Origin of the sequence: Actinomadura sp. 21ATH (assembly GCF_041951345.1) — a bacterium.
Taxonomy (GTDB): domain Bacteria; phylum Actinomycetota; class Actinomycetes; order Streptosporangiales; family Streptosporangiaceae; genus Spirillospora.
Window position 1 is genome coordinate 657,493 of the sequence record NZ_JBGNUR010000002.1, and the last position, 24,740, is coordinate 682,232.

Annotated in this window: 26 protein-coding genes; 15 read left to right on the top strand and 11 right to left on the bottom strand. The window is 75.5% G+C overall.

What is annotated here, in order from left to right; all coding sequences use genetic code 11:
- Positions 1–18 precede the first annotated feature (18 nt).
- The gene (locus ACA361_RS09490) at positions 19–432 is read right to left on the bottom strand and encodes a MerR family transcriptional regulator (protein ID WP_375011454.1); all 414 of its coding nucleotides are present in this window, start codon (positions 430–432) and stop codon (positions 19–21) included.
- 48 nt (positions 433–480) lie between these two features.
- Between ACA361_RS09490 and ACA361_RS09495 the strand changes: the two genes are divergently transcribed.
- Entirely contained in the window at positions 481–1,326 is an 846-nt protein-coding gene (locus ACA361_RS09495; protein WP_375011455.1) for an MBL fold metallo-hydrolase, read from the top strand.
- On the opposite strand, the gene ACA361_RS09500 is transcribed toward ACA361_RS09495, so the two are convergent.
- The 4 genes from ACA361_RS09500 to ACA361_RS09515 all read right to left on the bottom strand — a co-directional run bounded on the left by ACA361_RS09500 (position 1,302) and on the right by ACA361_RS09515 (position 5,637).
- The gene (locus ACA361_RS09500) at positions 1,302–3,332 is read right to left on the bottom strand and encodes a CehA/McbA family metallohydrolase (RefSeq protein ID WP_375011456.1); all 2,031 of its coding nucleotides are present in this window, start codon (positions 3,330–3,332) and stop codon (positions 1,302–1,304) included. The genes ACA361_RS09495 and ACA361_RS09500 overlap by 25 nt on opposite strands.
- A 121-nt stretch (positions 3,333–3,453) precedes the next feature.
- On the bottom strand, positions 3,454–4,335 hold the full coding sequence (locus tag ACA361_RS09505) for a DUF4429 domain-containing protein (RefSeq protein ID WP_375011458.1): 882 nt from the start codon (positions 4,333–4,335) through the stop codon (positions 3,454–3,456).
- A 71-nt stretch (positions 4,336–4,406) separates the two neighbouring features.
- Positions 4,407–4,835 carry a PPOX class F420-dependent oxidoreductase gene (locus ACA361_RS09510; RefSeq protein WP_375011459.1) on the bottom strand — a complete coding sequence of 143 codons (429 nt, stop codon included), beginning with the start codon at positions 4,833–4,835 and terminating at the stop codon, positions 4,407–4,409.
- A gap of 106 nt (positions 4,836–4,941) precedes the next feature.
- On the bottom strand, positions 4,942–5,637 hold the full coding sequence (locus ACA361_RS09515) for a hypothetical protein (protein ID WP_375011460.1): 696 nt from the start codon (positions 5,635–5,637) through the stop codon (positions 4,942–4,944).
- A 348-nt stretch (positions 5,638–5,985) separates the two neighbouring features.
- Between ACA361_RS09515 and ACA361_RS09520 the strand changes: the two genes are divergently transcribed.
- The 4 genes from ACA361_RS09520 to ACA361_RS09535 are packed head-to-tail and all read left to right on the top strand — an operon-like array spanning position 5,986 to position 8,788.
- On the top strand, positions 5,986–6,663 hold the full coding sequence (locus ACA361_RS09520) for a hypothetical protein (RefSeq protein ID WP_375011461.1): 678 nt from the start codon (positions 5,986–5,988) through the stop codon (positions 6,661–6,663).
- A 50-nt stretch (positions 6,664–6,713) separates the two neighbouring features.
- The gene (locus ACA361_RS09525; RefSeq protein WP_375011462.1) at positions 6,714–7,325 is read left to right on the top strand and encodes a sigma-70 family RNA polymerase sigma factor; all 612 of its coding nucleotides are present in this window, start codon (positions 6,714–6,716) and stop codon (positions 7,323–7,325) included.
- Positions 7,322–8,047 carry a zf-HC2 domain-containing protein gene (locus tag ACA361_RS09530; RefSeq protein ID WP_375011463.1) on the top strand — a complete coding sequence of 242 codons (726 nt, stop codon included), beginning with the start codon at positions 7,322–7,324 and terminating at the stop codon, positions 8,045–8,047. Before ACA361_RS09525 ends, ACA361_RS09530 begins: the two co-directional genes overlap by 4 nt.
- Before the next feature lie 30 nt (positions 8,048–8,077).
- On the top strand, positions 8,078–8,788 hold the full coding sequence (locus ACA361_RS09535; protein ID WP_375011464.1) for a hypothetical protein: 711 nt from the start codon (positions 8,078–8,080) through the stop codon (positions 8,786–8,788).
- 4 nt (positions 8,789–8,792) lie between these two features.
- On the opposite strand, the gene ACA361_RS09540 is transcribed toward ACA361_RS09535, so the two are convergent.
- The gene (locus ACA361_RS09540) at positions 8,793–9,647 is read right to left on the bottom strand and encodes an ABC transporter permease (protein WP_375011465.1); all 855 of its coding nucleotides are present in this window, start codon (positions 9,645–9,647) and stop codon (positions 8,793–8,795) included.
- Positions 9,644–10,621, bottom strand: coding sequence for an ATP-binding cassette domain-containing protein (locus ACA361_RS09545; protein WP_375011466.1), 978 nt, complete (start codon positions 10,619–10,621; stop codon positions 9,644–9,646). The genes ACA361_RS09540 and ACA361_RS09545 overlap by 4 nt, the downstream gene beginning before the upstream one ends.
- Positions 10,622–10,701: 80 nt before the next feature.
- On the opposite strand from ACA361_RS09545, the gene ACA361_RS09550 reads away from it, so the two are divergent.
- Positions 10,702–11,466, top strand: a complete 765-nt coding sequence (locus ACA361_RS09550; RefSeq protein WP_375011467.1) for a TetR/AcrR family transcriptional regulator — start codon at positions 10,702–10,704, stop codon at positions 11,464–11,466.
- A gap of 18 nt (positions 11,467–11,484) precedes the next feature.
- On the opposite strand, the gene hrpB is transcribed toward ACA361_RS09550, so the two are convergent.
- Entirely contained in the window at positions 11,485–14,007 is a 2,523-nt protein-coding gene (gene hrpB, locus ACA361_RS09555; RefSeq protein WP_375011468.1) for an ATP-dependent helicase HrpB, read from the bottom strand.
- Between the two features lie 303 nt (positions 14,008–14,310).
- On the opposite strand from hrpB, the gene ACA361_RS09560 reads away from it, so the two are divergent.
- A complete protein-coding gene (locus ACA361_RS09560; protein ID WP_375011469.1) occupies positions 14,311–15,072 on the top strand; it encodes an NERD domain-containing protein in 762 nt (253 codons plus the stop codon).
- A 115-nt stretch (positions 15,073–15,187) separates the two neighbouring features.
- Here ACA361_RS09560 and ACA361_RS09565 read toward each other — a convergent pair whose 3' ends face one another.
- The gene (locus ACA361_RS09565; RefSeq protein ID WP_375011997.1) at positions 15,188–15,553 is read right to left on the bottom strand and encodes a hypothetical protein; all 366 of its coding nucleotides are present in this window, start codon (positions 15,551–15,553) and stop codon (positions 15,188–15,190) included.
- Positions 15,554–15,659: 106 nt separating this feature from the next.
- Positions 15,660–16,025: a hypothetical protein gene (locus ACA361_RS09570; RefSeq protein WP_375011470.1), complete on the bottom strand. Its 366-nt coding sequence runs from the start codon at positions 16,023–16,025 to the stop codon at positions 15,660–15,662.
- Positions 16,026–16,161: 136 nt separating this feature from the next.
- Between ACA361_RS09570 and ACA361_RS09575 the strand changes: the two genes are divergently transcribed.
- The 8 genes from ACA361_RS09575 (at position 16,162) to ACA361_RS09610 (ending at position 23,875) form a co-directional block, all read left to right on the top strand.
- On the top strand, positions 16,162–16,992 hold the full coding sequence (locus tag ACA361_RS09575) for a maleylpyruvate isomerase family mycothiol-dependent enzyme (RefSeq protein WP_375011471.1): 831 nt from the start codon (positions 16,162–16,164) through the stop codon (positions 16,990–16,992).
- 65 nt (positions 16,993–17,057) lie between these two features.
- Positions 17,058–17,768 carry a histidine phosphatase family protein gene (locus ACA361_RS09580; RefSeq protein WP_375011472.1) on the top strand — a complete coding sequence of 237 codons (711 nt, stop codon included), beginning with the start codon at positions 17,058–17,060 and terminating at the stop codon, positions 17,766–17,768.
- A 188-nt stretch (positions 17,769–17,956) separates the two neighbouring features.
- Positions 17,957–18,520 (top strand): hypothetical protein, encoded by a 564-nt coding sequence (locus ACA361_RS09585; RefSeq protein WP_375011473.1) that lies wholly within the window; start codon positions 17,957–17,959, stop codon positions 18,518–18,520.
- A 36-nt stretch (positions 18,521–18,556) separates the two neighbouring features.
- Positions 18,557–19,255: an SDR family NAD(P)-dependent oxidoreductase gene (locus tag ACA361_RS09590; RefSeq protein ID WP_375011474.1), complete on the top strand. Its 699-nt coding sequence runs from the start codon at positions 18,557–18,559 to the stop codon at positions 19,253–19,255.
- A 22-nt stretch (positions 19,256–19,277) separates the two neighbouring features.
- A complete protein-coding gene (locus ACA361_RS09595) occupies positions 19,278–20,303 on the top strand; it encodes a threonine aldolase family protein (protein ID WP_375011998.1) in 1,026 nt (341 codons plus the stop codon).
- Between the two features lie 113 nt (positions 20,304–20,416).
- Positions 20,417–21,604, top strand: a complete 1,188-nt coding sequence (locus ACA361_RS09600; RefSeq protein ID WP_375011475.1) for a lipid-transfer protein — start codon at positions 20,417–20,419, stop codon at positions 21,602–21,604.
- Between the two features lie 158 nt (positions 21,605–21,762).
- Positions 21,763–22,629: an oxygenase MpaB family protein gene (locus ACA361_RS09605; RefSeq protein WP_375011476.1), complete on the top strand. Its 867-nt coding sequence runs from the start codon at positions 21,763–21,765 to the stop codon at positions 22,627–22,629.
- 256 nt (positions 22,630–22,885) lie between these two features.
- Entirely contained in the window at positions 22,886–23,875 is a 990-nt protein-coding gene (locus ACA361_RS09610; protein ID WP_375011477.1) for a lysylphosphatidylglycerol synthase domain-containing protein, read from the top strand.
- Here the strand turns inward: ACA361_RS09610 and ACA361_RS09615 are convergent.
- On the bottom strand, positions 23,829–24,713 hold the full coding sequence (locus ACA361_RS09615; protein ID WP_375011478.1) for a hypothetical protein: 885 nt from the start codon (positions 24,711–24,713) through the stop codon (positions 23,829–23,831). The genes ACA361_RS09610 and ACA361_RS09615 overlap by 47 nt on opposite strands.
- Positions 24,714–24,740 lie beyond the last annotated feature (27 nt).

Genomic DNA, 24,740 nt, shown 5'->3' on the forward strand with positions numbered 1-24,740 from the left:
GCCGCGGGACGAGCGTGCTCAGCCCGCCGGTTCGGGGGCGTGGACGCCGCGCACGGCCCGCCTGAACTCCGGGCAGTCGACGAGCGGCTCGTGCGTGCAGGTGACGGCGTGCAGCATGCTCTGGCGCATGCGGGCCAGGCGGTCGATCGTCTCGTCCAGTTCGCGGGCCTTGCGGGCCATCCTCTCGCGCAGCCGGGGCCCGTCCTCCGGCCCGCTCTCCAGGAGGCGGCGGATCTCGGCGATCCCGAAGCCGGCGCTGCGCGCGCAGGTGATCAGGCCGAGCCGCTCCAGCGTCTCCGGATCGTAGGCGCGGCGCAGGCCGTTGCGGCCGGCCGGCTCGATGAGCCCCTCCCGCTCGTAGTAGCGCAGGGCCGAGGGGGCGAGCCCGGTGCGCCCGGCCACCTCGGCGATGTCGAGCAGCGGACCGTCCATGGACGCCTCCTTGACTTGAAGTGCGCTTCAAGTCGCATCCTAGCGGCCATGAACATCCATCACCTCGACTGCGGGTCCGTGCGCGAGATCGAGGCCACCTACGACGGCCCCGCCCCGGCGCGCGCCGTCAACCACTGCCTGCTCGTGGAGACGCCCGCCGACGGGCTGCTCCTGGTGGAGACGGGACTGGGCCTGGACGACGTCCGCGCCCCCCACGCCACCCTGGACGCCGACTGGATCCGGATGGCCGGGCCCGTGCTGGACGAGCGGCAGACCGCCGTCCGGCAGATCGAGCGTCTCGGCTTCTCCCCCGGCGACGTCCGCCACATCATCGTCACGCACCTGGACGTGGACCACAGCGGCGGCCTGCCCGACTTCCCCGGAGCCCGCGTCCACGTGCTGGCCGCCGAACTGGAGGCGGCGCTCGCCCAGGCCCCGAGCCCACGCTACCGGCCCGCGCACTGGGCCCACGGCCCCGACTGGGTCACCTACGAAGCCGGCGGCGGCGAGCGCTGGTTCGGCTTCGACTCCATGCGGCCGGAGGGGCTGCCGCCGGGCGTCCGGCTCGTTCCGCTCGGCGGCCACACCGCCGGGCACACCGGCGTCGCCGTCCGCGACGGCGACCGCTGGCTGCTGCACTGCGGTGACGCGTACTACTACCACCGCGAGATCCGGCCCGGCCGGGACCGGCATCCGCACCCGCTGCTCGATCTCGTCCAGACGTCCTCGGAGGTCCACCGCGATCTGCGGCTGGGCACCCAGGCGCGCCTGCGGGAGCTGGTGCGCGACCACGGCGACGAGGTGACGGTGTTCTCCGCCCACGACCCCTGGGAGTTCGCGACCCTCGCCCGGCGCCCGGCGCCCCCGCCTCAGGTGGCGCGGCGGGAGCGGTAGGTGGCGCGGGCCTCGTCGAGGAGGATGAGGTGGTCGGTGAGCTGCGACGGCGACTCGATGGTGGCCTGGGCGCGCAGGATCTCCTCGAAGGCGTCGAGGTATTCGAGGCACCAGTCGATGTCGGCGTCGCGGGCGACGGGGCGGCCGGCGACGTCGATGTACACCGGGCTGGTGTGGGCGTACACGCCGGTGTGGTGGTACGAGCGCTCGTGCGGCGGGCCCGAGGCGACGGCGACGACGTAGGTGGGCTCGCCGACGGTGAGCTCGGCGGTGAGTTCGGGGGGCGGACCCTCGGCGAGGACGCCGACGGCGGTGCGGATCTCCAGGCGGGCGACCTCGGGGCCGATCGCGCGGGCGGTGATCGTGACGCGGTCACCCGGGGCGGCGTCGAGGGTGTCGCCGGGGGCGAGGCCGGCGGCGTCGAGTTCGAGCCAGGGGCCGGTGGTGGCGAAGGTGCGGCCCCGGCGGATCGCCTCGGCGAAGGACGCGGCGGTGAGGGGGCCGTCGACGCGGGCGTACACGCGTTCCCAGCCGGGCGGGCTGGACTGGTTGCCGCGGCGGGCGAAGGAGAGCATCGCGTCGGTGCCGGCGGTCGCGGCGAGGCGGTTGCCGGCGCCGAGGAGGTGCCGGTAGACGACGGCGGTCGCGTGGATCGAGGAGTGGTTGAGGACGTCGAGGCTGTCGACCAGGCCGAGGGCGGCGTCCGCGACGACCTCGCGGGCCGAGCAGTTGCGGCCGGAGGTGAGGGCGAAGGCGGGCGGGGCGGCGGCGTCGATCGGGATGTGGAACGGGTGGCTGTAGCCGAGGACGGCGCCGAGGTCGCGGAGTTCGGCGCACGCCTCGCTGTTGGGCGGCCAGTCGGCGGTGCCGAGGAAGCCGGTGTGGTACCGGCCGGGCGGCGCGTCGACGCCGAACGCGTACAGGTGGCCGAGGAGGTCGTTGCGGTACTCGACGCCGAGGCGGGCGACGTGGGTGGCGTCCGACCAGGGCAGGTCCCGCCCGGCCCAGTGTTCGAGTGCCGCGCGGTCGTAGACGCGCTCGGAGGCGACGTTGCCGGCGACGAGGTTGAGGACGTGCAGGTCCTCGCCGTGCTGGACGGCGGCGGCGTGGCCGGGGGTGCCGACCATGTCGCCGGTCCAGTTCATGTGGACGTGCGTGTCGCCGCCGTACCAGCCGCGGGCGGCGGCGTCGTAGAGGCGGCGGGGCGCCAGTTCGAGGACGGTGTCCGGGCCGGGGGTGAGGGTGCGTTCCTCGGTGGTGTACTCCATGCCGCGGGTGACGCGGACGGTGAGCGGCTCGGCGGGGACGTGCAGGAGGAGGTCGTCGCCGTGGAAGTAGGGGCGGCGGTGGGCGTCGACGCGGGGCGGGGCGCCGTCCGGATACCACCCCTGCCCGTCGGCGCCGGTCACCGACCAGCGGCACGGCAGGCCGGCGCGCAGGCGGAGCGTGGCGGGCCTGGCGGGGCGGACGAGGGGCGCGAGGGAGACGGTCTCGCCGCCGGCGGTGACGGGGGTGTCCGGGGTGACGCGCACGAGGCGCGCGCCGCGGGGCGGGAGGTGGTGCGGCTCGCCGCCGACGGTGACGGTGACGGGTTCGTCGCGGGAGGAGTCGAGCAGGAGGCCCGTGGTGAACGAGCCCGTGCCGGGCGGGCCGTCCAGGACGGCCTGCGGGCGGGCCTCCAGGCGGGGCGGGGCGCCGGGGGCGAGGCGCAGGGCGGCGAGGTTGTCGAGGATCCGGCCGGCGAGGGCGGCACGGATGACCTCGTGCGGGTCGAGTTCGGCCATGCGGGCCTCGAGCTCGGCGTCGCCGGCGCCGGGGAAGCGTTCGACCACCAGGTTCAGGCAGGTGATCCAGAACGCCTGCTCGTCCATCAGGTAGGCGCTGGTCTCGATCTGCCGGACGTAGGTGATCGGGTCCTCGCCCCAGGCGGGGCCGTGCTCGTCCAGCAGCCGCCGGTACTCGCGCAGCGCGTCGCGCACGGCGGGCGGGACGGGGTCGTCGCACATGGGTGCCTCCCCTGGCTCGGAGTGCCGCCAGGGTGACACGGGGGCGGGCGGGGGCAAAGGAATCGCCCGCCGGGGCGGGAGGCGATATCTCCTACCCGGGAGGAGGATCCTCCTACTCGGGCTACATTTCGAGCAGTTTGCGCTTGGCGGCGGCGAACTCCTCCTCGGTGAGGACGCCCTCGCGGCGCAGCTCGCCGAGTTCGCGCAGCCGCCGCAGCATGGCGTCGGGGTCGTCGCCGGAGCCGGCCGCGGGCGGCGCCTGCCCCGCCGTCAGGGCCTGCGGGGCGGCGGGCTCGGCGGCGGCGAGCGGGTGCGGGAGCCGGGCCAGGACGGCGGCGGCGAGCAGCGCCGTCGTGCCGCCCTCGCGCTGGATCCCCCACGACAGGGCGAGCGGGTCCTCCTCCGGCGACCGTTCCGGCCGCGGCTCGCGCAGCCGGAAGCGCAGGAAGCCGTACCCCATGCCGGCCTGGCGGCCCCATTCGACGGCGGCCACGTCCTTCAGCTCGAACGTCTGCGGCCCGGCGGCGGTCTTGGCGCCGCCGGCGAGCCAGTTCCACTCCAGCCGCACCCGCTCGCCGTCGAACGACGCGGTGCCGTCGCCCGCCGAGCAGGTCAGCGGGACGCCGGGGCCCGGCATCAGGTAGCGGTCGCTGGGCCCCTCGGGGACCTCCCACAGCTGCCGGTAGTTGCGCAGCTCGTCGACCAGGAACCCGGCCGCGCCGCTGCGGTCGGCGCCCACGTTCAGCCGGTACGGGTCGGCGGCGTCGGGCAGCCCGCCGGCGACGGCCTGGGTGAACGGGTCGGCGCCGTCGCGCAGCCGCAGCCGGAGCCGCCCGCCCTTGCGGCCCGGCTCGTACGCGACGCCCAGCACGGCCTGCAGCGGCACCACGACTTCGCCGAGCGCCTTGCGCAGCTTGTGCACGGAGCGGTCGCTGCCGGGGACGATCCGGACGACCTCGCCGTCGAACGTCCACGTACCGTCGCGCGAGGTCACTTCCGCCATGGATGCGATGTTAGAGCGTTCGGCGCGGTCCGCCGGAATCGCTCCGGCCCGGAGAGAGGATCGGGCGCGCGTCAGGCGGGCGGCTGGCCGTACACGCGCTCGACGGACAGCCGGACGACGACGCGGCGGTCGGCGACCATGGCGCGGCGGTAGTCGTCCCAGTCGGGGTGCTCGCCGCGGATCGCGCGGTAGACGTCGATGAGCTCCTCGACGGCCGCGTCGTGCGGATCGGCGGGCGGCGCGGTCACCTCGGCGGTGCCCTCGGCGACCGCCCACGACCAGCCGTCGGGCGAGCTGACGTGCAGGGACGCGCGCGGGTCGCGGCGCAGGTTGCGGGCCTTGGCCCGGTCGTCGGTGATCGAGACGCGGACCAGCCGGGCGGCCTCGTCGAAGTGGTAGTTGATGTTCGACAGCTGGGGCCGCCCGTCCTTCTTGAGCGTCGCCAGGACGCCCAGGTCGCGCTCGCCGAGCAGTTTCAGCAGTCCCGCGTGCTCCGCCATCGGTCTCTCTCCCTCGTCCCGGACCGTTCTCGGCCCCGTCGCACCGGACAACCGCCGGGCCCCGGCGTTGCTTCCCGCACGGTGATCCTTTCACCCGCGGGGCCGGTCAGCGGACGGCCAGCCGCGGGAAGTCGAGCACGCGCCCGCCCGGCGTGGCCGGCCGGTCCCCGGGCGGGGCGGACCGGTCGCCCGGCCCGCCGTGCCCGTCGCGCGCCCGCCGGCCCTCGGCCGGGCCGGTGAGCATGTGCCCGCGGAACGCGGCGCCCTTGGCGGTGACCTTGATGGGCTGGAACGCCGCGGGCGGCAGGGTGCAGAACCCGGTCCGCACGACGTCGCCGTACAGGGACTCGGAGACCGCGTACGCGACGTCGCGGGCGGGCTCGCCGGCCAGCAGCCGGCGCAGCGGCGCCGAGTCCAGCAGCCGCTGCACCACGATCGGGGCGTCGCCGGCGGGCCCGAACGGCCCGGCGGTCATGGTGCCGTGGTGCAGCGCGAGCCGGACGCGCAGGGCGGGCCGGTCGCCGCGCTCGCCGTTCAGCTCCCGGAGCCGGCCGGCCAGGGCGATGACGAAGTCGCCGGCGACCGGGGCCGGGTCCACGTCCTCGGGGAGGGTGGCCAGCTCGCCGTCGCCGCCGACCTGCTTGTCCCAGCGGGCGCGCTCCAGGCCGACGGCGGCCGCGGCCCCGTCGAGCGCCCGGCTCAGCTGGTGCTGCGCGAGGAGCTGCTCGCGGGTGTCCCGCTTGCTGTACGCCTGTATGTCCACGGCCAGAAGCAGCCGGTAGACGAGTCCGTTGCCGTTCACTCCCGATCGCCTCTCGGTTCTCCGAGCGAATCGGGCCGGGTGCCCTCATTCGCTCCACTGCGGAGTGAGTGTTCGCCTCGTACGGAGAACTCGTGCTGACGCGCCGGGACGCACCTCCTCCTGTGTCCTGTGATGCCGCCGAACGTCCGGTTGGACGTGGGGAGAACGCGCGGCCGACGCAGAAGTAAGCGAAAGCTAGCGAACAAGTAAGGGCAGCCCTGGAACAAACCAGCTCAAACCGGGGCGATTCCCGAGATCTAGCGGTCGCCCGCGTTGAACCGCCCGCCTCCATGCCCGCGTACATCCACCCGACGGACACCCCGGACGAGGCGCGGAGGACGACACACCATGACACCCCGGCGGCGGGCCGCGGCGGCGCTGGCCGCCACGGCGGCGGCGAGCCTCGCGCTGACCGGCTGCGGCGGGTTCCGCGGCGTCGTCCAGGGCGCGTCCGAGCGCGGCAACGGCTACGGCAAGCCGCAGTCGCCGCCGCCTCCGGAGGCCGTACCGGGCGAGGGCGCGCCGGGCAACGGGGCGCCGGTCCCCGTCACCGCGATCCGGGTGAGCGCCCCCGGCCCGCTGGGCGCCATCGTCTCGGACAACGCCGGGCGCACGCTCTACCGGTTCGACCGGGACCGCGCCCGCCCCTCGGCGAGCACCTGCTCGGGCGCCTGCTCGCGCCTGTGGCCGCCGGTCCGCTACTCCCCCGAGCTGCGGATCGCCGGCGGCATCGCCCGCGCCAGGGTCGGCCGGGTCACCCGCCCCGACGGCACGCTCCAGCTCACCCTCGGCGGCTGGCCGCTCTACCGGTACGCCCGCGACGCCGCCCCCGGCGACGCGAGCGGGCAGGGCGTGAACGGCGCCTGGTACGCCGTCCGCCCCACCGGCGCCAAGGCCGTCCCCGGCGGCGGGACGCCGCTGCCGCCCGGGTTCGGCCCCCGTACCGGCGGGTCGGGCAGCGGCGGCGACGGCGGCGGCCGGCTGCGAACGACAGGCGACGGAAACGCCGGCCCGCCCCCGGGCTGAGCACCGGTCACCGCGCACCTCCCCCCGCACCCCACCAGCCGGAGACCCCGATGGCCCACAGAACACCGACCGCAGTGCCGGCCGCCCGCGAACGCGGGCGCCCCGCCGGCACCGGCCCCTGGAGCTGGTTCCGCGGCCCCCGGCCGGCCGGCGGCGTCGACGACCAGGTGCTGGTGAACGAGCTGTACCGGGTGTACGGCCGGCCGCTGCTGTCGTTCGTGCTGCGGCTCACCGGAGGCGACCGGCACTGGGCCGAGGACGTGGTGCAGGAGACCATGATCCGCGCGTGGCGCAGCGCCCACCAGCTGGACGCGAACGCCACGTCCCTGCTGCCGTGGCTGGCCACGGTCGCGCGGCGCATCGTGATCGACGACCAGCGCCGCAAGAACGCGCGGCCGCAGGAGGCGGGCGAGGGCCCGCTGGAGAACCTGCGCGCCCCCGACGGGTTGGAGGACCTCCTGCGCTCGGTAGTCGTCTCCGAAGCCCTCCTGGCGCTGTCTCCGGCGCACCGCGAGATCCTGAACGAGACCTTCTTCCGGGACCGTTCCGTCAACGAGGCCGCCAAGGCCCTCGGCATCCCCGTCGGAACGGTGAAGTCCCGGGTCTACTACGCGCTCCGGGCGCTACGCGTCGCCTTGGAGGAGAGGGGGGTGACACCGTGAGCGCGACCATCCAGCACACCGACGTCGGCGCGTACGCCCTGGGCCTTCTGGAGGAGCCCGACCGGCGCGCGTTCGAACGCCATCTGTCCTCGTGCATGGCCTGCCACCGGGAGCTCGGCTCGCTGCGCGGCCTGGCCGCCAGCCTGGACGGCCTGCCGCCGATCGCCGAGGACCCGCCGCCGCCCGCCCCGCCGGATCCCGGCGTGGTCGGCGACCTGCTGCGGCGGCGCCGCGCGGGCGTCCGCCGGCGGCGGGTGTCGCAGGCCCTGGTCGGGGTGGCGGCCGGGCTGGTCCTGATGGGCGGGGCCGCCGGGCTGGGCGTCACGGTCGCCTCGGGCGAGCGGGAGGCGCCGCCGGTGGCGGCCGCGGAGAACGGCGTGGAGGCGCTGTTCCGGGACGGCCGGCGCGTGTCGGCCACCGATCCCGACACCGGCGTGAAGGGCACGGTGGCCATGGAGCGCAAGCTGTGGGGCAGCCGGGTCGGGCTGCGGCTGGGCGGCGTGCAGGGCCCGCTGGAGTGCGAGCTGGTCGCGGTCGACCGGGCCGGGCGCCCGCACGTGGTGGCCGGCTGGTCGGTCCCGCCCAAGGGGTACGGCCGTCCCGGCTCCCCCGCGCCGCTGGTCATGCAGGGCGGCACGGCGCTGGCTCCCGACGAGATCGCCCGGTTCGAGGTGCGCACGATCGGGGAGCACCGGCGGCTGCTGACCGTCCCCAACGCCTGATCCGCGCCGGGTCTCCCCTAACCTGGGAGGGTGAGTGCCACCCGACCCCACGCCCCGTCGCCGCGGCTGACGCTGCCCGCCCTGCGCGAGGTGTACGAGGCGTACGCGCGGGCGGCCGACGAGCTGCCCGCACTGCCCGGCGCGCTGCAGGCGGAGGTGTGGACGTCCGCGCAGCTCGGCGCGCTGGAGCAGGCCGCGCCGCACGCCGAGGGCCGGCGGGCCGCGCTGGGCGACCTGATCACGGTCCTGCGCGCCGCCGGGACGCCCGGGGCGCAGACGTTCCTGCGGGCGCTGGCGGCGATCGGGCCCGCCGAGGTGCGCCGGATCGCCGCCCGCGCGGCCGCCGAGCTGGGCGAGCTGCCCGAGCCGCCCTGGGCGGGCGCGCTCGGGCAGGTGACGCCCGGCCAGGCGTGGCTGATCCAGGAGGGCCCGCTGGACGGCGACCGGCTGGTGTGCGAGTTCCGCTACGAGGGCGGCGCCGACCTGCACGCCCTGGCGGTGCGGCTGTCGTACGGCGACGCGCCCGGCGAGATCGTCATCGTCGGGGACGTGCGCGCCCTGATGGCCGCGGCCCGGCAGGCGATGCAGGCCGAGCTGTGCGTCGTCCAGCCCTACGACGCGGCCGCCGTGGGCCCCCGCCTCCGCGCCGCCCTGGCGGGCGCGGAGTCGATCCCCGACGACTGCTACCCGGCCCTGGCCCTGGCCCGCCACCGCGCCGCGATCCTTCCCGGCGACGCCTGACCCGCTAGCGGCCCAGGGCGCGGTAGCGGCGGACCGACAGGGGCAGGAAGACCGCGACGATCAGCAGCGGCCACACGACCGCCATCAGGGCGGCGTTCTCGGCCGCCCAGGAGCCGCCGGCGGCGGCGCCGGGACCGCCGAACAGGTCGCGGCAGGCGGTGACGGTGGCCGACATCGGGTTCCACTCGGCGATCGCGCCCAGCCAGCCGGGCATGGTGCTGGGGGCGATCATGGCGCTGGACAGGAAGCCGACCGGCCACACCAGGATCTGGACGGCGGCGACCGACTCGGGCCCCTTGGCGACCAGGCCCAGGTAGACGCCCATCCACAGCAGCGCGAAGCGCAGCAGCAGGAGCAGCCCGAACGCCGCCAGCGCCCGCCCGGCGCCCTCGTGCCAGCGCCAGCCGATCGCCAGCCCGCAGGCGACCATGACCGCCAGCGCGGCGACCGAGTGCAGCATGTCGGCGGCGCCCCGGCCCACGACGACGGCGGACGAGGCCATCGGCATCGACCTGAACCGGTCGGTGACGCCCTTGGCGGCGTCGCTCGCGATGGCGGTGAACGTGGTCTCGATGCCGAAGGCCATGGTCAGGGCGAACATCCCCGGCATGATGAACTCCCGGTAGCTGCCGCCGCCCGGCACGTCCATCTGGCCGCCGAACAGGTAGCCCATCATCAGGACGACCATCACGGGGAACAGCAGCCCGACCGCGACCTCGCCCGGCCGGCGGGCCCAGTGCGCCAGGGCGCGCCCGGTCATCGTCCGGCAGTCGGCGAGGGCCCAGCGGAGCCGGCCGGCCGGGGTGGCGGGGGCGGTCGGGCCGGTGGGGACGGCGGGCGTCATGGGGGTGCTGGTCATGCCCGTACCTCCTGGGTGCGTCCGGCCTGCTCGTCCCGCGGTTCGTCGGTGAGGTGCAGGAACACCTCGTCCAGGGTGGGGCGGCGCAGGCCGATGTCGGCGACGGCGACGCCCGCGGCGTCCAGTTCCCGGACGGCCGCGGTGAGGGCGCCGGCGCGGTCGGCGACGCGGGCGCCGGTGCGCAGCGCGTCGGGGTCGGTTTCAGCCTCGGTGCCCGCGACCCGCGCGACGATCTCCGCGGCGCGGGGCAGGTCGGCGGCGTAGCGGACGACGACGTCGACGCGGTCGCCGCCGAGCTCGGACTTGAGCCGCTCCGGGGTGCCCTCGGCGATCACCTTGCCGCGGCCGATCACCGAGATCGCGGTGGCCAGCCGGTCGGCCTCGTCGAGGTACTGGGTGGTGAGCAGCACCGTGGTGCCGCCGCCGGCGAGGGCGCGCACGGCGTCCCAGACCTCGGCCCGGCTGCGCGGGTCGAGGCCGGTGGTGGGCTCGTCCAGGAACAGCACCGGCGGCGCGAGGATCATGCTCGCGGCCAGGTCGAGCCGGCGCCGCATCCCGCCGGAGTACGTGCCGGCGGGCCGGTCGGCGGCGTCGCGGAGCCGGAAGCGCTCCAGCAGCTCGTCGGCCCGCCGCCGGGCCTCCCGCGCGCCCAGGTGGTAGAGCCGCCCGAACATCACCAGGTTCTGCCGGCCGCCGAGCACCTCGTCCACCGCGGCGTGCTGCCCGACCAGCCCGATCCGGGACCGGACCCGGGCCGCCTCGCGCACCACGTCGTGCCCGGCGACCCGGGCCCGGCCGCCGTCGGGCCGGGCGAGCGTGGTGAGGACGCGGACGGTCGTGGTCTTGCCCGAGCCGTTGGGGCCGAGCAGCCCGTGCACGGTTCCGGCGGGCACCTCCAGGTCCAGGCCGTCCAGGGCGGCGGTGCCGCCGTATCTCTTGCGCAGCCCCTCGGCCGCGATCGCGGGCTCGCCCATCTCCGCTCCTCTCTGTACGTTGTACGGAGTAGACTATAACGTACGTCGTACAGAGTTTCATCCCCCGATCCTCTGCGAGGATGGTGAACGTGACGACGGAGTTCAGCGGGGCCGGCGATCCGGTGCGCACCCTGGAACTGCTGTGGGGCCTCCAGGAGCGCCCGCGCCGGGGGCCGCGGCCCAAGCTCACCGCCGAGGAGATCGTCCGCACCGCGCTCGCGCTCGCCGACGCCGACGGGCTGGAGGCGCTGTCGATGCGCCGGATCGCCGAGCGGCTCGGCGTCTCGGCCATGTCGATCTACACCTACGTGCCGGGCAAGGCCGAGCTGATCGACGTCATGCTGGACCGCGCCTACGGCGAGCTGACCCCGCCGCCCGGCGACGCGGGCTGGCGCGCCGCGCTGGAGCACCTGGCGCGGCAGACCCTGGCGCTGTTCCACCGCCACCCGTGGATGCTCCAGGTCGCCACCGGCCGCCCCCCGCTGGGCCCCAACCTGGTGGAGAAGTACGAGTACGAGCTGCGCGCCGTCGACGGGCTCGGCCTGACCGACGTCGAGATGGACTCGGTGGTGGCCCTGGTCAACGGGTTCGCCGAGAGCTCGGCCCGCGTGTCGGTCCACACCGCCGAGGCCCGGCGGCGCACCGGCATGACCGACGAGCAGTGGTGGGAGGCCACCGCGCCGATCGTCGACAAGGTCGTCGACACCGAGCGCTACCCGCTGGGGCACCGCGTCGGCACGGCCGCCGGCCAGGAGTACGGCGGCGCCGTCGGCCCCGGCCACGCCTTCGAGTTCGGCCTCGCCCGCATCCTCGACGGCATCGAGGCCCTGATCGCCTCCCGCTGACCGCCCCGGCGGGCGGGGTCAGCGGCGGGGCTTGACGCGGCGGGTCGGCTCCGCCCGCGTCGGGTCCTCGGGCCACGGGTGGCGGGGGTAGCGGCCGCGCAGCTCCGCGCGCACGGCCTTGTAGCCCTCGCGCCAGAACGAGGCGAGATCGGCCGTGACGGCCGCCGGGCGGCCCGCCGGCGACAGCAGGTGCACCACCAGCGGGACGCGCCCGCCGGCCAGCCGCGGCGCCGCGTCCCAGCCGAACAGCTCCTGCAGCTTCACCGCCAGGACCGGCCGCCCGTCCGAGTAGTCCACCCGGATCCGCGAGCCGCTGGGCACCTCGATCCGCTCGGGCGCCAGCTCGTCCAGCCGCGCCGCGCACTCCCACGGCAGCAGCCCGCGCAGCGCGCCCGCCACGTCGATCCGGGCGAGATCGGCGCGCCGGCGCGCCCCGGCGGCCCACTCCCCCGCGCGCTCCAGCAACGCCGCGTCGTCCATCGCGGGCCAGGGATCGCCCAGCACCCGGTGGCAGAACGCCAGGCGCTCGCGCAGCGCCACGGCCGCCGGCGTCCAGGTCAGCAACGCGAGCCCTTCCGCGCGCAGCCCGTCGGCCAGCGCCTCCCGTACGCGCTCGGGGTCCGGGCGTTCCAGCGGCCCGGCGGCCAGCTCGATCGCGCCGAGCCGTTCGACGCGGCGCGCGGCCACGTCCCCGTCCCGCCAGGCGACCTCGTCCGCGCGCTCCAGCAGCGGCGCGGCCGCGGAGCGGGCGGTGTCCTCGTCGATGACCACGGCCTGCCGGACCCGCGCGGACGCCGACCCGGCGGGCCGGTCGGCGATCGCCACCGCCAGCCACGGCGCCCGCGCCGAGGCCAGCGCCGACCCGGCCGCGAGGACGGCGCCGGTGCCCGACGCCATCAGGTAGCCGCTGCCGTCCCGCGCCCGCGCGACCCGTTCGGGGAACGCCAGCGCCACCACCGTCCCGGCGGCCGCGTCGTCGCTCAGCCCCGGGCTCGCGGTGGGGGCGCCGGCCGCGTGTGCGGGGGGTTCGAGGCCGGTGAGCGCCTTGCGGAGGCGGCGGGTCTCGTCGCGCCAGCGGGCGGCGTGCGCGTCGGCGGGCGGGCCCTCGCGGCGCAGCGCGCGCCAGGCGGCGGTCAGGTCGTCCCCGGCCGAACGCGGCGGCGGCTCGGAGAGCAGGGCCACGATCTGCGCGGCGGTGCGCGGCCCGACCGCGGCGGCGCCGTCGATCAGGGCGCGGGCCAGCCGCGGCTCGACGCCGACGCGGGCCAGCCGGCGGCCGCGGGCGGTGACGCCGTCGCCGGTGATCGCGCCCAGGGCGTGCAGGGTCGTACGGGCGGCGCGGAGCGCGGCGGCCGGCGGCGGGTCGAGCAGCGCCAGGCCGCCGGCGTCCGGGTCGCCCCAGCAGGCGATCTGCAGCGCGAACGCCGTCAGGTCGGCCAGCTCGATCTCCGGGCGGGGACGGGCGGGGAGCCGGTCGTGCTCGGCTCGCGGCCAGCACCGGTAGACCGTGCCGGGCGCCTCGCGGCCCGCGCGGCCGGCGCGCTGGTCGGCGGTCGCGCGGGAGGCCCGAACGGTCGTCAGCGCGCCCAGCCCGCGGGCGTGGTCGGTGCGGGGCTCGCGGGCCAGCCCGCCGTCCACGACGATCCGCACGCCGGGAACGGTCAGGCTCGACTCGGCGACGGAGGTGGCCAGCACGATCCGGCGGCGCTCGCCCGGGGCGAGGACGGCGTCCTGGACGGCGGGCGGCGCCTGCCCGTGCACCTGCAGCACCTCGGGACCCGCGTCGCGCAGCATCCCGGCGACGCGGGCGATCTCACCGGCGCCGGGCAGGAAGCACAGGACGTCGCCGTCGCGTTCGGCGAGGGCGCGGCGGACGGTCGCCGCGACATGGGCCAGGAACGCCGGGTCGACGCGCATGCCGTGCGGCGGGGGAAGCGGGCGCTCGGGCGGCGCCCAGACCACGTCCACGGGGTGCAGCGCCGCCTGGGTCTCCACGATCGGCGCCGGCCCGCCGTCGTCGCCGGCGCCGAGCAGGCGGGCCCAGGGCGCGGTGTCGGCGGTGGCGGAGGCGGCGACCACGCGCAGGTCGGGTCGCAGCGCGGCACGCACGTCCAGCAGGAACGCCAGGGCCGTGTCGGCGTCCAGGTGGCGCTCGTGGCACTCGTCCAGGATGACCGTGCCGGCGTCCGCCAGCTCCGGCTCGTGCTGGAGGCGCTGGAGCAGCACGCCCGTGGTGACGACCTGGACCAGCGAGCCGGGCCGGTGCTCGCCGCGGACGGTGACGCCGACCGAGCCGCCGACCCGCTCCCCCAGCGTCCAGGCCATCCGGCGGGCCGCGGCGCGGGCGGCGAGCCGGCGGGGCTCCACGACGACCACCTTCCCGCCCGCCCCGGCCGGGGGCGGGTCCGGCACGAGCCCGGCGAGCGCGAGCGGGACGAACGTCGTCTTGCCGGTGCCGGGCGGGGCCGCCAGCACGGCCGTGCCCCGCTCGGCCAGCGCCGCCCGGAGCGCGGGGACGGCGGCGCGCACGGGGAGGTCCATCCGACCAGTCTGGCCGACCGCGGCACCCCATCCGGACCGCCGCATGTGATAAATGCCACTGCCCGATTCGCCGCCGACCCTTGCGGTGAAATTTGCACCGTGTTTTACGGCTTTAGCCGGAGCACGTTCTAAGGCGCACTTCATCGGCCCGCAAGAGAAGCTCCGGCAGGTCGCGGGCCCGGCAATATCTCTTTCACCCGCCATTGCCTTTCGGGTGCACTTACCTCACCGGGGGTCGCCTCCCGGCAATGGAACGGGTATCTCATAATGAGCAGCAGCAAGCTTGTCGCAAGGGAGGTCGGGATGTTCGGCAGCTCCATCTATCTCCGGGGCAGGGACGCGTTCACCGGCGGGTCCCCGCAGGCCGTCTATGAGGAGCTGTGGCAGCGCGGCCGGAAGAGCAGGCTCCGCACCCGCGCCATTCTGACCGCACTGACGCTTTTGTCGTGCAGCGCGCTCGTCAACGTCGCTTTCGGAGTCGTGGCGGCACTTCTCGTTGCGGCCGGCGACACCTACTTCCACTGGCGCGGCTACAACGCCTCCAGCGTGTGGCGGCGCGGGCTGCGCGGCGACGAGCGGATGGGGCGGCTGCTGCGCCACACCCTGGAGCGCCGCGGGCACCGGGTGCTGCACGCGCGGGTCGTCCCCGGGCACGGCGAGCTGGACCAGCTGGTGATCGGCCAGGGCGGGCTGTGGCTGCTGCGCAACGAGGCATGGCACCCCGAGACCGAGATCGGCGCGCACGGCGGGCAGCTGTTCGTCGACGGCCGCACCAAGTCCGCGATGGTGCGCGAGCTGGTCGAGTCCGCCGCCACCGCCGGGGCCCTGATCGCCGAGCGCGCGCAGATCGAGGTCAAGGTCGTCCCGGTGCTGGTGGTCCACGGCGGGAAGCTGCGCAAGGCCCCGTTCCGCGCCGACGGCATCACGTTCGCGCCGCCGCTGAAGACCGTGCGGTGGATCCTGCGCAACCCGGTGGCCGACTACTCCGAGGACGACGTCGAGACGATCGCGCGTGCGGCCGTGCACGCGCTGCCCATCGGCGGGCGGACGATGACCGCCGCCTGAGAGGAGGGCGCGAGAGGAGGGCGCGACAGGAGAGGGAGCTTCCTCCAGCGGGGATGCCCGGAACACAGAGCGCGACCCCCAAAGGGGGCGTCCCCGCCGGAGGCGGCCCGCCGCGTCAGCCCTCGTTCCGCGCCGTGCGGCGCAGCCAGTACAGGCCCACGACCGGCAGCACCAGCGGGATGAAGCCGTACCCGCGCCCGTACGCCGACCAGACCGTCGCGTCCGGGAACGCCGCCGGATCGGCCAGGCTCAGCGTCCCGACGACCAGCACGCCGGCCAGCTCGATCGACAGCGCGACCAGCGCGACCCGCCGCGAGGTCCGCCCGCCCAGCGCCAGCGCCACGGTCGCCAGCACGTACACGGCCGCCGCGAACGCCGACAGCGCGTACGCGACCGGCGCCTCGCCGAAGCGGGTGGCGATCTGCACGGTGGCGCGCGCCCCGGCCGCCAGCGCGAAGACGGCGTAGACGGCCACCAGCAGCCGGCCCGGCCCGCTCCCCGTGCCGGGCCCGGCGGGCTCGGCGGGCTCGGCGGGCTCGGCGGGCTCGGCGGGCTCGGCGGGCTCGGCGGGCTCGGACGCGGCCGGCTCAGGCAACGGTGCCCTCCCAGATCTGCCGCATCCGCTCGATCATCACCGCGACCGACAGGCTGGCCACCACGATCACGCCCGGCCCCCAGCGCGAGCGTTCCAGCAGCCCCCACCCGGCGCCCGCCGCGGGGATCAGCAGCACCCCGATCAGGTAGCCGACGAACGTGGCCGAGTCGGCCGGGCCCTCGTCACCGCCCAGCTTCACGAAGCCGAGCACGGCCTGCGCGATCAGCAGCGCCTCCAGCACGCCGAGCGCGCCCAGATGCCAGTAGTCCATCGGCCGGTCGCGCAGCGAGCTGACCAGGCTGTACGCGGCCGCCAGCAGCGACGCCACGATGATCACATTGGCGAGGGCGTTCGTCATAGCACTCCGCAGAGTACTACCGGCTGTAGTTCTTAAGCGAGCCGGCGGGCGGCGCTGACCCGCCGCCGGGCCGGCCTGGCCCGGCGGCGCGAAAATGCCGCGCGTGCCCGGCGGCGGGCCCCTAGGGTTGCACGGCATGATGATCTTCGGTCCCGCCGTCGACGTCCGCCCCCTGTTCCCGCGGGAACGGCGGGCCCTGCTCGACCTGCTCGGCGCGCTGAGCCCGGCCGACTGGGCCAGGCCGACGGTGTGCCCGGGCTGGGACGTCCACGACGTCGTCGGCCACGTGCTCAACGACTACATGCGTCGCCTGTCGGGCAGCCGCGACGGGCACGGCGGCGCGGTGTTCGCCGACGACGAGACGCTGCCCGCCTACCTGGCGCGCACCAACGAGACGTTCGTCCAGGCGGCCAGGCAGCTCAGCCCCCGGCTGATGATCGAGCTGCTGGAGCACCTGGGGCCGCGGCTCGACGCCCTGTGGGCGGCGCGCGACCTGCACGCCCCGGCGGACCTGAACGTCTCCTGGGCCGCCGACGACATCGGCAGCCCCGCGTGGCTGGACATCGGCCGCGAGTACACCGAGTTCTGGGTCCACCAGCAGCAGGTGCGCGACGCCGTCTCCGTCCCGGGCGCCGACGAGCCCGACCTCATGGCCCCGGTGCTGGACGTCTTCGCCCGCGCCCTGCCGCACGCCCTGCGCATGCACGACCGCCCCGAGGGCAGCACCGTCCACCTGACCGTGCGCGGCCCGGCCGGCGGCCGGTGGGGTGCGATCCGGGCCGAGGGGCGATGGCGGATGGCCGAACCGCAGGGCGAGCCCGCCGCGCACGTCTCGATCGACCAGGACGCCTTCTGGCGGCTGGCGACCAGGGGCATCACCGTGGAGCAGGCCCGCCGCCGGGCGACGGCCGGCGGCGATCCGGAGCTCACCGCCGCCGTCACGGCCCTGCTCGCGGTCATCGCCTAGCGCGCGCCCCCGTTTCCGCGCCGGACCGCGCATTCTGGACGTCCCACCCCGTACGGCATGGGATCATGGCTCGCGTGAACGCGCTCCAGTCGCTGACCCTCGTCCGGCACGGTGAGAGCACCGGCAACGTGGCCTACCAATCGGTGCAGGGCACCGCCGCCGAAGAGAGCGGCATCACCGAGCGCGACGCCGACATCGCCCTCACCGCGACGGGCCGCGCGCAGGCCGCGGCGCTGGGCCGGTGGCTGGCCGCGCTGCCCGCGGACGAGCGCCCGACCCTGGTGCTGGCCTCCCCGTACGTCCGCGCCGTCGACACCGCCCGGATCGCGCTGGAGCAGGCGCCATTCGAGGCCGAGATCCGGGTGGACGAGCGGCTGCGCGACCGCGAGCAGGGCATCCTGGAGGGGCTGACGCCGACCGGCGTCCGCCGCCGCCACCCCGAGGAGGCCGACCGGGCGCGCCGCCTCGGCAAGTTCTACTACCGCCCGCCCGGCGGGGAGTCCTGGTGCGACCTGGCGCTGCGGCTGCGCACCCTGTACCGGGACCTGCAGCAGGACGCGGCGGGCGAGCGGGTGCTGATCGCCGCCCATGACGCGATCGTGGTGGTGACCCGGTACCTGGTGGAGGACCTCTCCGAGCGGGAGGTCCTGGAGATCGAGAAGACCCCGATCGCCAACTGCTCGGTGTCCCGCTGGCGGCAGGACGGCGGCCGGCTGGCCGCCGTCACCTACAACGACTGCGCGCACCTCACCGGCGCGGGCGCCGCCTCCGCCTGACGGCCGCCCCGGAGCGCACCGGCCGCCCCGCGCGCCGCCCGGCCGTGCCGCGCGACACGGCGTGTGACCAGGTGACAGCGGCGCGATTCATGCAAAGAACACCCCCGCGACACGCACTGTTCTCCTCCTGTTCGCCTACAGTTTTAAGGAGCCCCGGTCCTATCTCTCACGCCCCATGAGGAGCATCCATGACCATGTTCTCGGCCCTCGTCCGACGCGCCGCCGCGGAGGCGGAGCTGCGATTGCGGAACGGGCTCGACCTGCTCTCCGCGATCACCGAGGATCGGGAACGCCAGGCCGGACGCGACCGGATCGCCGCCTGCGACGAGCGGATCCGCCGGCTGGAGCAGGTCATCGAGGGCCAGGACCGCGACCTGCGCGCGCTGCGCACCGAGCTGGACTCGCTGGTCGGCCAGCTCAACGACCGGCTGCTGCCGCGCATCGACGAGCGCATGGACGACACCGAGCGCGACCTGACCTCGCTGGCCACCGGGCTGGTGCGGGCCGGCCGGGAGACCACCGCCCACCGGTCCCGGCTGGAGGCGGTCGAGAACCGCGTCACCGACCTTCGCGGCAAGCTCGCCCGCATGGAGCAGCGCGCCGCGCTGTGGCGCGACCTCCAGGCCACCATGGCGCGGCTGGGCGACGACGTCGACGCGCTCCGCACGCGGCTGGGCGCCCGCCCGCCCCTGCCGGCCCCGGCCCCGGCGCCCGCCGCGCCGCTCGGCGAGGCCGACGCCCGCCACTCCTGAGATCGCCGCCGCCGGCGGCTGCGCGACAATGGGCGCATGCAGCCTTCGAGTACACAGAGCGATGACCGCGTCGTCGTTGTGGCCGGCGCCGGCGGCGCCGCCGGGCAGGCGGTCGTCCGGGCGCTGACCGCGCGCGGCGCCCGCGTCATCGCCGCCGGCCGGACCCCGCACGAGTGGGACGACGAGCGCGTCACCCCCGCGGTCATCGACCTGCTGGACGCCGCCGCCGTCACCGAGTGGGCCCGCGGGATCGCCGCCGGGCACGGCCGCGTCGACGGGCTGATCCACCTGGTCGGCGGCTGGCGCGGCGGCGCGACGTTCGGCGACACCGACCTGGCCGACTGGGCGTTCCTGCACGACATGCTGATCCGCACCCTGCAGCACACCACGCTCGCCTTCCACGAGCACCTGCGGTCCGCGCCGGGCGGCGGGCGCATGGCGATCGTGTCGCAGCACGCGGCGCGCGCCCCCGGCCAGGGCGTGGCCGCCTACGGCGCCGCCAAGGCCGCGTCGGAGGCATGGACGCTCGCGCTCGCCGACTCCTTCGCCGGCACCGGCGCCGCGGCCGTCGTCCTGGTCGTCAAGGCCCTGCTGGACGACCGGATGCGCGCCGAGAAGCCCGACGCGAAGTTCGAGGGCTTCACCCACGTGGACGCCCTGGGCCGGGCCATCGCGGGCCTGTGGGACCGGCCCGCCGCCGAACTGAACGGAACGCGCGTTGACCTCTCCGCCTGACCCCGCCACCGACACCGCCGCCATGCGCGGCTTCGCCAGCGACAACCACGCCGGGATCCATCCCGAGGTGCTGGCCGCGATCACCGCCGCCAACGGCGGGCACCAGCCCGCGTACGGCGACGACCGCGACACCGCCCGGCTGCGCGCGGTGATGCGCCGCCACTTCGGCGAGCGCGCCGAGACGTACCCGGTGTTCAACGGCACCGGCGCCAACGTCGTCGGCCTCCAGGCGATGGCCGACCCGTGGAGCTCGGTGATCTGCGGCGAGAACTCGCACATCCACGTGGACGAGTGCGGCGCCGCCGAGAAGGTCGCCGGGCTCAAGCTGCTCCCCGTGGCGACGCCGGACGGCAAGCTGACGCCCGAGCTGATCGCCCCGTACGCCTGGGGCTGGGGCGACCCGCACCACGCCCAGCCGAAGATCGTGTCCATCACCCAGAGCACCGAGATGGGCACCGTCTACACGCCCGCCGAGGTCGCGGCGCTCGCGGAGTTCGCCCGCGAGCGCGGCATGCTCCTGCACATGGACGGCGCCCGCCTCTCCAACGCCGCCGCCGCGCTGGACGTGCCGCCGCGCGCGTTCACCTCCGACGCGGGCGTGGACGTGCTGTCGTACGGCGGCACCAAGAACGGCGCGATGGCCGGCGAGGCGATCGTCGTGCTGAACCCGGACGCCGTGCGCGGCATCGAGTTCCTGCGCAAGATGGGCATGCAGCTGGCGTCCAAGATGCGCTTCGTGTCCGCGCAGCTGGTGGCGCTGCTGGACGGCGACCTGTGGCTGCGCAACGCCGCGCACGCCAACGCGATGGCCCAGCACCTGGCCGCCGCCGTGCGGGCGGTGCCGGGCGTGCGGATCACCCAGCCGGTGCAGGCGAACGCGGTGTTCGCCGTGATCCCGCCGGCGGTCGCCGAGCGGCTGCGCCGGCGGTACGCGTTCTCGACCTGGGACGAGCGCACCGGCGAGGTCCGCTGGATGTGCGCGTTCGACACCACCGAGGACGACGTCGCGGCGTTCGCCAAGGCGCTGGCCGAGGAGATGTCCGCCTGAACCGGCCGGCCCGCCGCCCTCCGGGATCCCGGGGATCGGGATCGTGCGAGCGCCGGGGACGCCCCCGGAGTTATCGTGACCCGAACAGCATTCGGTAAGAGGAGGCGGGCCTGATGGCCAACCGCACGTTCGTCGTCGGCGTGGGCATGACCAAGTTCGAGAAGCCGGGCTCGCGCGACTGGGAGTACCCCGACATGGCCAAGGAGGCCGTCGGCAAGGCCCTGGAGGACGCGGGGGTCGCCTACGACAAGGTCGAGCAGGCGTACGCCGGCTCGATGTACGGGTCGATGGGCCAGCGCGCCCTCTACGAGACCGGCATGACCGGCATCCCGGTGATGACCGTCGCCAACGCCTGCGCCACCGGCTCCAGCGCGCTGTTCATGGCCCGCCAGGCCGTCCGCGGCGGGCTCGCCGACTGCGCCCTCGCGCTCGGCATGGAGAAGATGAAGAAGGGCTCGCTCGGCGCGGGCATGGACTCCAAGGTCACCATCATCGACCACCACCTCAGGTCGATGACCGCCGGCCGCGAGTGGGAGCTCGACAAGGCGCCGATGCCGCAGATGTTCGGCAACGCCGGCCGTGAGCACATGGAGAAGTACGGCTCCACGCCCGACCACTTCGCCTGGATCGGCTACAAGAACCACAAGCACTCGGTGAACAACCCGTACGCGCAGTTCCAGACCGAGTACTCGCTCGACGACGTCAAGAACGCCACGATGATCTTCGACCCGCTGACCAAGCTCCAGTGCTCGCCGACCTCCGACGGCGCCGCCGCCGCGATCGTGGTCAGCGAGCGGTTCCTGGACGAGCACGACCTGTGGGACCAGGCCGTCGAGATCGCCGGGCAGTACATCGCCACCGACACCCCCGACAGCTTCGCCGACAACTCCTCCATCCAGGTCGTCGGCTTCGGCTGCTCGCAGCGCGCCGCCGAGAAGGCCATGGACGAGGCCCAGATCGGCATCGACGACGTCGACGTCATCGAGCTGCACGACTGCTTCAGCGCCAACGAGCTCGTCACCTACGAGGCGCTCGGCATGGCCGCCGTCGGCGAGGGCCACAAGCTCATCGACGACGAGGCCACCACCTACGGCGGCAAGTGGGTCGTCAACCCCTCCGGCGGCCTCATCTCCAAGGGCCACCCCCTCGGCGCCACCGGCATCGCCCAGTGCGCCGAGCTCACCTGGCAGCTGCGCGGCCAGGCCGGCAAGCGCCAGGTCGAGAACGCCCGCGTCGCCCTCCAGCACAACATCGGCCTCGGCAGCGCCTGCGCCGTCGCCGTCTACAAGCCCGCGTCCTGACCGTCCCCGGCGTGCCCGCCACGGCGGGCACGCCGCAGGCGCAGCCGCGTTCCCGCGGGGGCGCGTCCGCACCCGGCACGGTGGGTAGACATTAGACAAAACCTGCGTCTTGTCTCATCATGGCGCGAGAAGCGCCCACCACCGGAGGACCCGACGCGATGCCCACCCCCACGCGCGCCCCCCTCGGCCCCGGATCCCTGCTCTGGACGTACGCCGGCGACCTGCGCTCCCTGCTCCCCGGCGCCGCCGCCGGGCTGATGCAGCTCATGCACCCCGGCATCGGCGCCGGCGTCGCCGAGCACTCGGCCTTCTTCGACGCCCCGTTCGACCGCATCTACCGCTCGGTCCCCCAGATCTGGGCCACCATCCTCGCCGACGACGCCGACCGCCGCGGCCACGAGATCCGCGACCTGCACCGCACCATCGCCGGCACCGACGAGCACCGCCGCCGCTACCACGCCCTCGAACCCGAGACCTACTGGTGGGCCCACGCCACGTTCACCTGGGAGATCTTCAAGGCCGCCGAGGTCTTCCACCCCCGCGCCCTCACCGCCGAGGACCGCGAGCGCATGTACGCCGAGACCGTCACCTGGTACTCCCGCTACGGCGTCAGCATGCGCCCCGTACCGCCGGACTACGCCGCGTTCCAGTCCAAGTTCTGGCACGTCTGCGCCCGCACCCTCGAACTCACCCCCGCCGCCGCCCGCGCCCTGGAGATCGCCAGGCACGGCTCCGACACCGTCTCCCTCATGCCCGTCGGCGGCGCCCGCATCGAACGCGCCGGCCGCCTGGTCGCCGAACGCCCCCTGCGCCTCATCACCTTCGGCTGCCTGCCCCCGATCGTCCGCGACCGCTTCGGCATCCCGTTCAGCGCCGCCGACCAGGTCCGGTTCGCCGCCCTCGCCCTGGCCAACCGGCAGGGCTACCGGATGGTCCCCACCCGCCTCAACCACTGGACCCTGCGCAGCACCCTGCGCTACATCGGCTCCCACACCCGCGACCAGCGCTACCGGCCCGCCGCCTGACCGCACCGTTCGCCCGCGCGCATTACCCCGCCATCAACCGCCCGGTCGCATACCCTTCAGCCGAGTAGCCGACAACAAAGGTGTGGAGACGATCGCCGCCGGCGCCGAACGCGCGGCGCCCGCCGGGCCCACGGCCCCCGGCGGTGACGCCGCGGCACGCAGTCCAGAGACCCCGGCGACGCGGGGTCCCCAAGCCGGCGCCGCGGCGCCCGCGCGAGGACGGCCGGTGCGGTGGCGGCCCATGCGAGGGCGACCCATGCGACGGCGTCCGGCACGGTGGGCGCTCCTCGCGGCCCTGCCGGTCGCCGCCGCGGCCGCCCTGCTCGCGCTGTACGGGGACGCGCCGCTCCGCTCCGCCGCCACCGCGTTCCAGGACGTGCGATGGGAGTTCCTCCCCGCCCTCGCCGTCCTGTCGGTCCTGCACTACGTCCTCGCCGCGATCGCGCTGCGCGGCGCCGCCGGACTCCGGCTGCCGCTGTACGAGACGACGCTGACCCAGTTCACCGCGGCCGCCGCCAACCGCGTCACGCCCAGCGGCCTCGGCGCCGTGGCCGTCAACACCCGCTACCTCGTCTGCCGCGGCATGCCCCTCCGCAAGGCCGCCGTCGCCGTCGCCGCGCTCCAGGTCGCCGGCGCCCCCGCCGACCTCATCCTGCTCGCGATCGTGCTCCTCATCGCCCAGGACTCGCGCATGCTGGAGACCGTCGGCGACCACGCCGCGCGCGCCGTCGCGCTCCTGCCGCCCGCCCCGGCCCTGATCGGCGCCGCGCTCCTCCTCCCCGCCGCCGTCCTGCTGATCCGCCGCGCGCTGCGCTCCCCCGCCGCCGGGCGGGTGCTCACCGGCATGACCGACCTGTGCCGCCGCCCCGGCGACCTCGCGGTCACGCTCACCGCGTCCGCCGCGACCACGCTCGTCCTCGGGCTGGCCCTCGCGCTCAGCGTGCTCGCCGTACCCGGCGCCGCCACGACCGGCGACGTGCTGCCGCTGCTGGCCGCCTACCTCGTCGGCGCCGCCGCGGGCGCCGCGCTGCCCGCGCCCGGCGGCGTCGGCTCCACCGAGGCCGCGCTGGTCGCCGCGCTCGCCGCCGTCGGCATCACCGCCGGCACCGCGCTCCAGGCCGTGCTCCTGTTCCGCGCCGTCACCTTCTGGGCGCCGGTCCCGATCGGCCTGCTCACCTGGCGCACGCTGCGCCACCGGGTCACCCCTGAACCAGCTCCTCCAGCAGCTCCTGGAACTCCGCGCTGATCGAGACCGCCAGCGTGTCCTCCCGCGCCTCGACCGCGCCCGCCAGCCGCAGCGCACCGTCCCGCCACCAGTAGACGTTGGGCGTGATCGAGCGGGGGCCCTCCTGGAAACCGCCCCACCCGACCCGGACCAGCAGGTTCATCGCGGCGGCCACCTCCCCGCCGTGGACGGGCACGGCGTGCACCATCCCCTGCGCGGGCACCACGACCAGCGCCCCGTGCGGACCGGTCACCGGATAGTCGTCCACCCACAGCGCGTGTGCGGTCGCGTAGGCGTAGTCGCCGCCGAGCGAGAAGAGCCGCACGCCCTCGTAGTCGCCGGCCGCCAGCTCCAGCGGCCCGTCCCGCCGGACGTTCTCCTCGGCGGCGGCGAACAGCTCGCCGGCCTCCGTCCCCCACTTCTCCCGCAGGTCGGCGTTCACGATCATCATCGCGGTCGGCTTGTCGACCACCAGCACCTCCGCCAGCCCCGGCGCCACCTGCCGCCGGACGGGCTCGGTCCCGGCCTTGACGCCCGTACCGAAGTCGTCGCCGTACAGCCGGGTCCGCAGCAGCGGCCGGACCAGCGCGAGGTCCTCGAAGTCGAGCGCGTCGTCACCGTCGTCCGCCGCCGTGGCGATCACCGAGCCCACGAAGTCGGCCGCGATCGCCGGCCACTGGTCGCGCGGTTCCCGCGCCGCCCACTGCCGCAGGTTGGTGAGATAGATCAGGCCCGGCGCGTCCTGGTCCGGGCGGCGCAGCTCCACCTGGTCCTCGTCGACCACCCGGGCCACGTACCCGTGGTGCTCGATGATCGCGCACACCAGCCCCAGCAGGGGGTCGTCCGACATCGCGTCCATGGGTGGCCAGCCTAGAGTCCCCCCTCT

Coding starts and splice junctions, on each gene's coding strand:
- ACA361_RS09490 (WP_375011454.1), bottom strand. CDS start 432: ATGGACGGTCCGCTGCTCGACATCGCCGAGGTGGCCGGGCGCACCGGG.
- ACA361_RS09570 (WP_375011470.1), bottom strand. CDS start 16,025: ATGACGAACGCCCTCGCCAATGTGATCATCGTGGCGTCGCTGCTGGCG.
- ACA361_RS09585 (WP_375011473.1), top strand. CDS start 17,957: ATGACCATGTTCTCGGCCCTCGTCCGACGCGCCGCCGCGGAGGCGGAG.
- ACA361_RS09610 (WP_375011477.1), top strand. CDS start 22,886: ATGCGACGGCGTCCGGCACGGTGGGCGCTCCTCGCGGCCCTGCCGGTC.
- ACA361_RS09615 (WP_375011478.1), bottom strand. CDS start 24,713: ATGGACGCGATGTCGGACGACCCCCTGCTGGGGCTGGTGTGCGCGATC.
- ACA361_RS09600 (WP_375011475.1), top strand. CDS start 20,417: ATGGCCAACCGCACGTTCGTCGTCGGCGTGGGCATGACCAAGTTCGAG.
- hrpB (WP_375011468.1), bottom strand. CDS start 14,007: ATGGACCTCCCCGTGCGCGCCGCCGTCCCCGCGCTCCGGGCGGCGCTG.
- ACA361_RS09580 (WP_375011472.1), top strand. CDS start 17,058: ATGGCTCGCGTGAACGCGCTCCAGTCGCTGACCCTCGTCCGGCACGGT.
- ACA361_RS09525 (WP_375011462.1), top strand. CDS start 6,714: ATGGCCCACAGAACACCGACCGCAGTGCCGGCCGCCCGCGAACGCGGG.
- ACA361_RS09500 (WP_375011456.1), bottom strand. CDS start 3,332: ATGTGCGACGACCCCGTCCCGCCCGCCGTGCGCGACGCGCTGCGCGAG.
- ACA361_RS09550 (WP_375011467.1), top strand. CDS start 10,702: ATGGTGAACGTGACGACGGAGTTCAGCGGGGCCGGCGATCCGGTGCGC.
- ACA361_RS09560 (WP_375011469.1), top strand. CDS start 14,311: ATGTTCGGCAGCTCCATCTATCTCCGGGGCAGGGACGCGTTCACCGGC.
- ACA361_RS09505 (WP_375011458.1), bottom strand. CDS start 4,335: ATGGCGGAAGTGACCTCGCGCGACGGTACGTGGACGTTCGACGGCGAG.
- ACA361_RS09545 (WP_375011466.1), bottom strand. CDS start 10,621: ATGGGCGAGCCCGCGATCGCGGCCGAGGGGCTGCGCAAGAGATACGGC.
- ACA361_RS09520 (WP_375011461.1), top strand. CDS start 5,986: ATGACACCCCGGCGGCGGGCCGCGGCGGCGCTGGCCGCCACGGCGGCG.
- ACA361_RS09595 (WP_375011998.1), top strand. CDS start 19,278: ATGCGCGGCTTCGCCAGCGACAACCACGCCGGGATCCATCCCGAGGTG.
- ACA361_RS09575 (WP_375011471.1), top strand. CDS start 16,162: ATGATGATCTTCGGTCCCGCCGTCGACGTCCGCCCCCTGTTCCCGCGG.
- ACA361_RS09605 (WP_375011476.1), top strand. CDS start 21,763: ATGCCCACCCCCACGCGCGCCCCCCTCGGCCCCGGATCCCTGCTCTGG.
- ACA361_RS09510 (WP_375011459.1), bottom strand. CDS start 4,835: ATGGCGGAGCACGCGGGACTGCTGAAACTGCTCGGCGAGCGCGACCTG.
- ACA361_RS09495 (WP_375011455.1), top strand. CDS start 481: ATGAACATCCATCACCTCGACTGCGGGTCCGTGCGCGAGATCGAGGCC.
- ACA361_RS09540 (WP_375011465.1), bottom strand. CDS start 9,647: ATGACCAGCACCCCCATGACGCCCGCCGTCCCCACCGGCCCGACCGCC.
- ACA361_RS09590 (WP_375011474.1), top strand. CDS start 18,557: ATGCAGCCTTCGAGTACACAGAGCGATGACCGCGTCGTCGTTGTGGCC.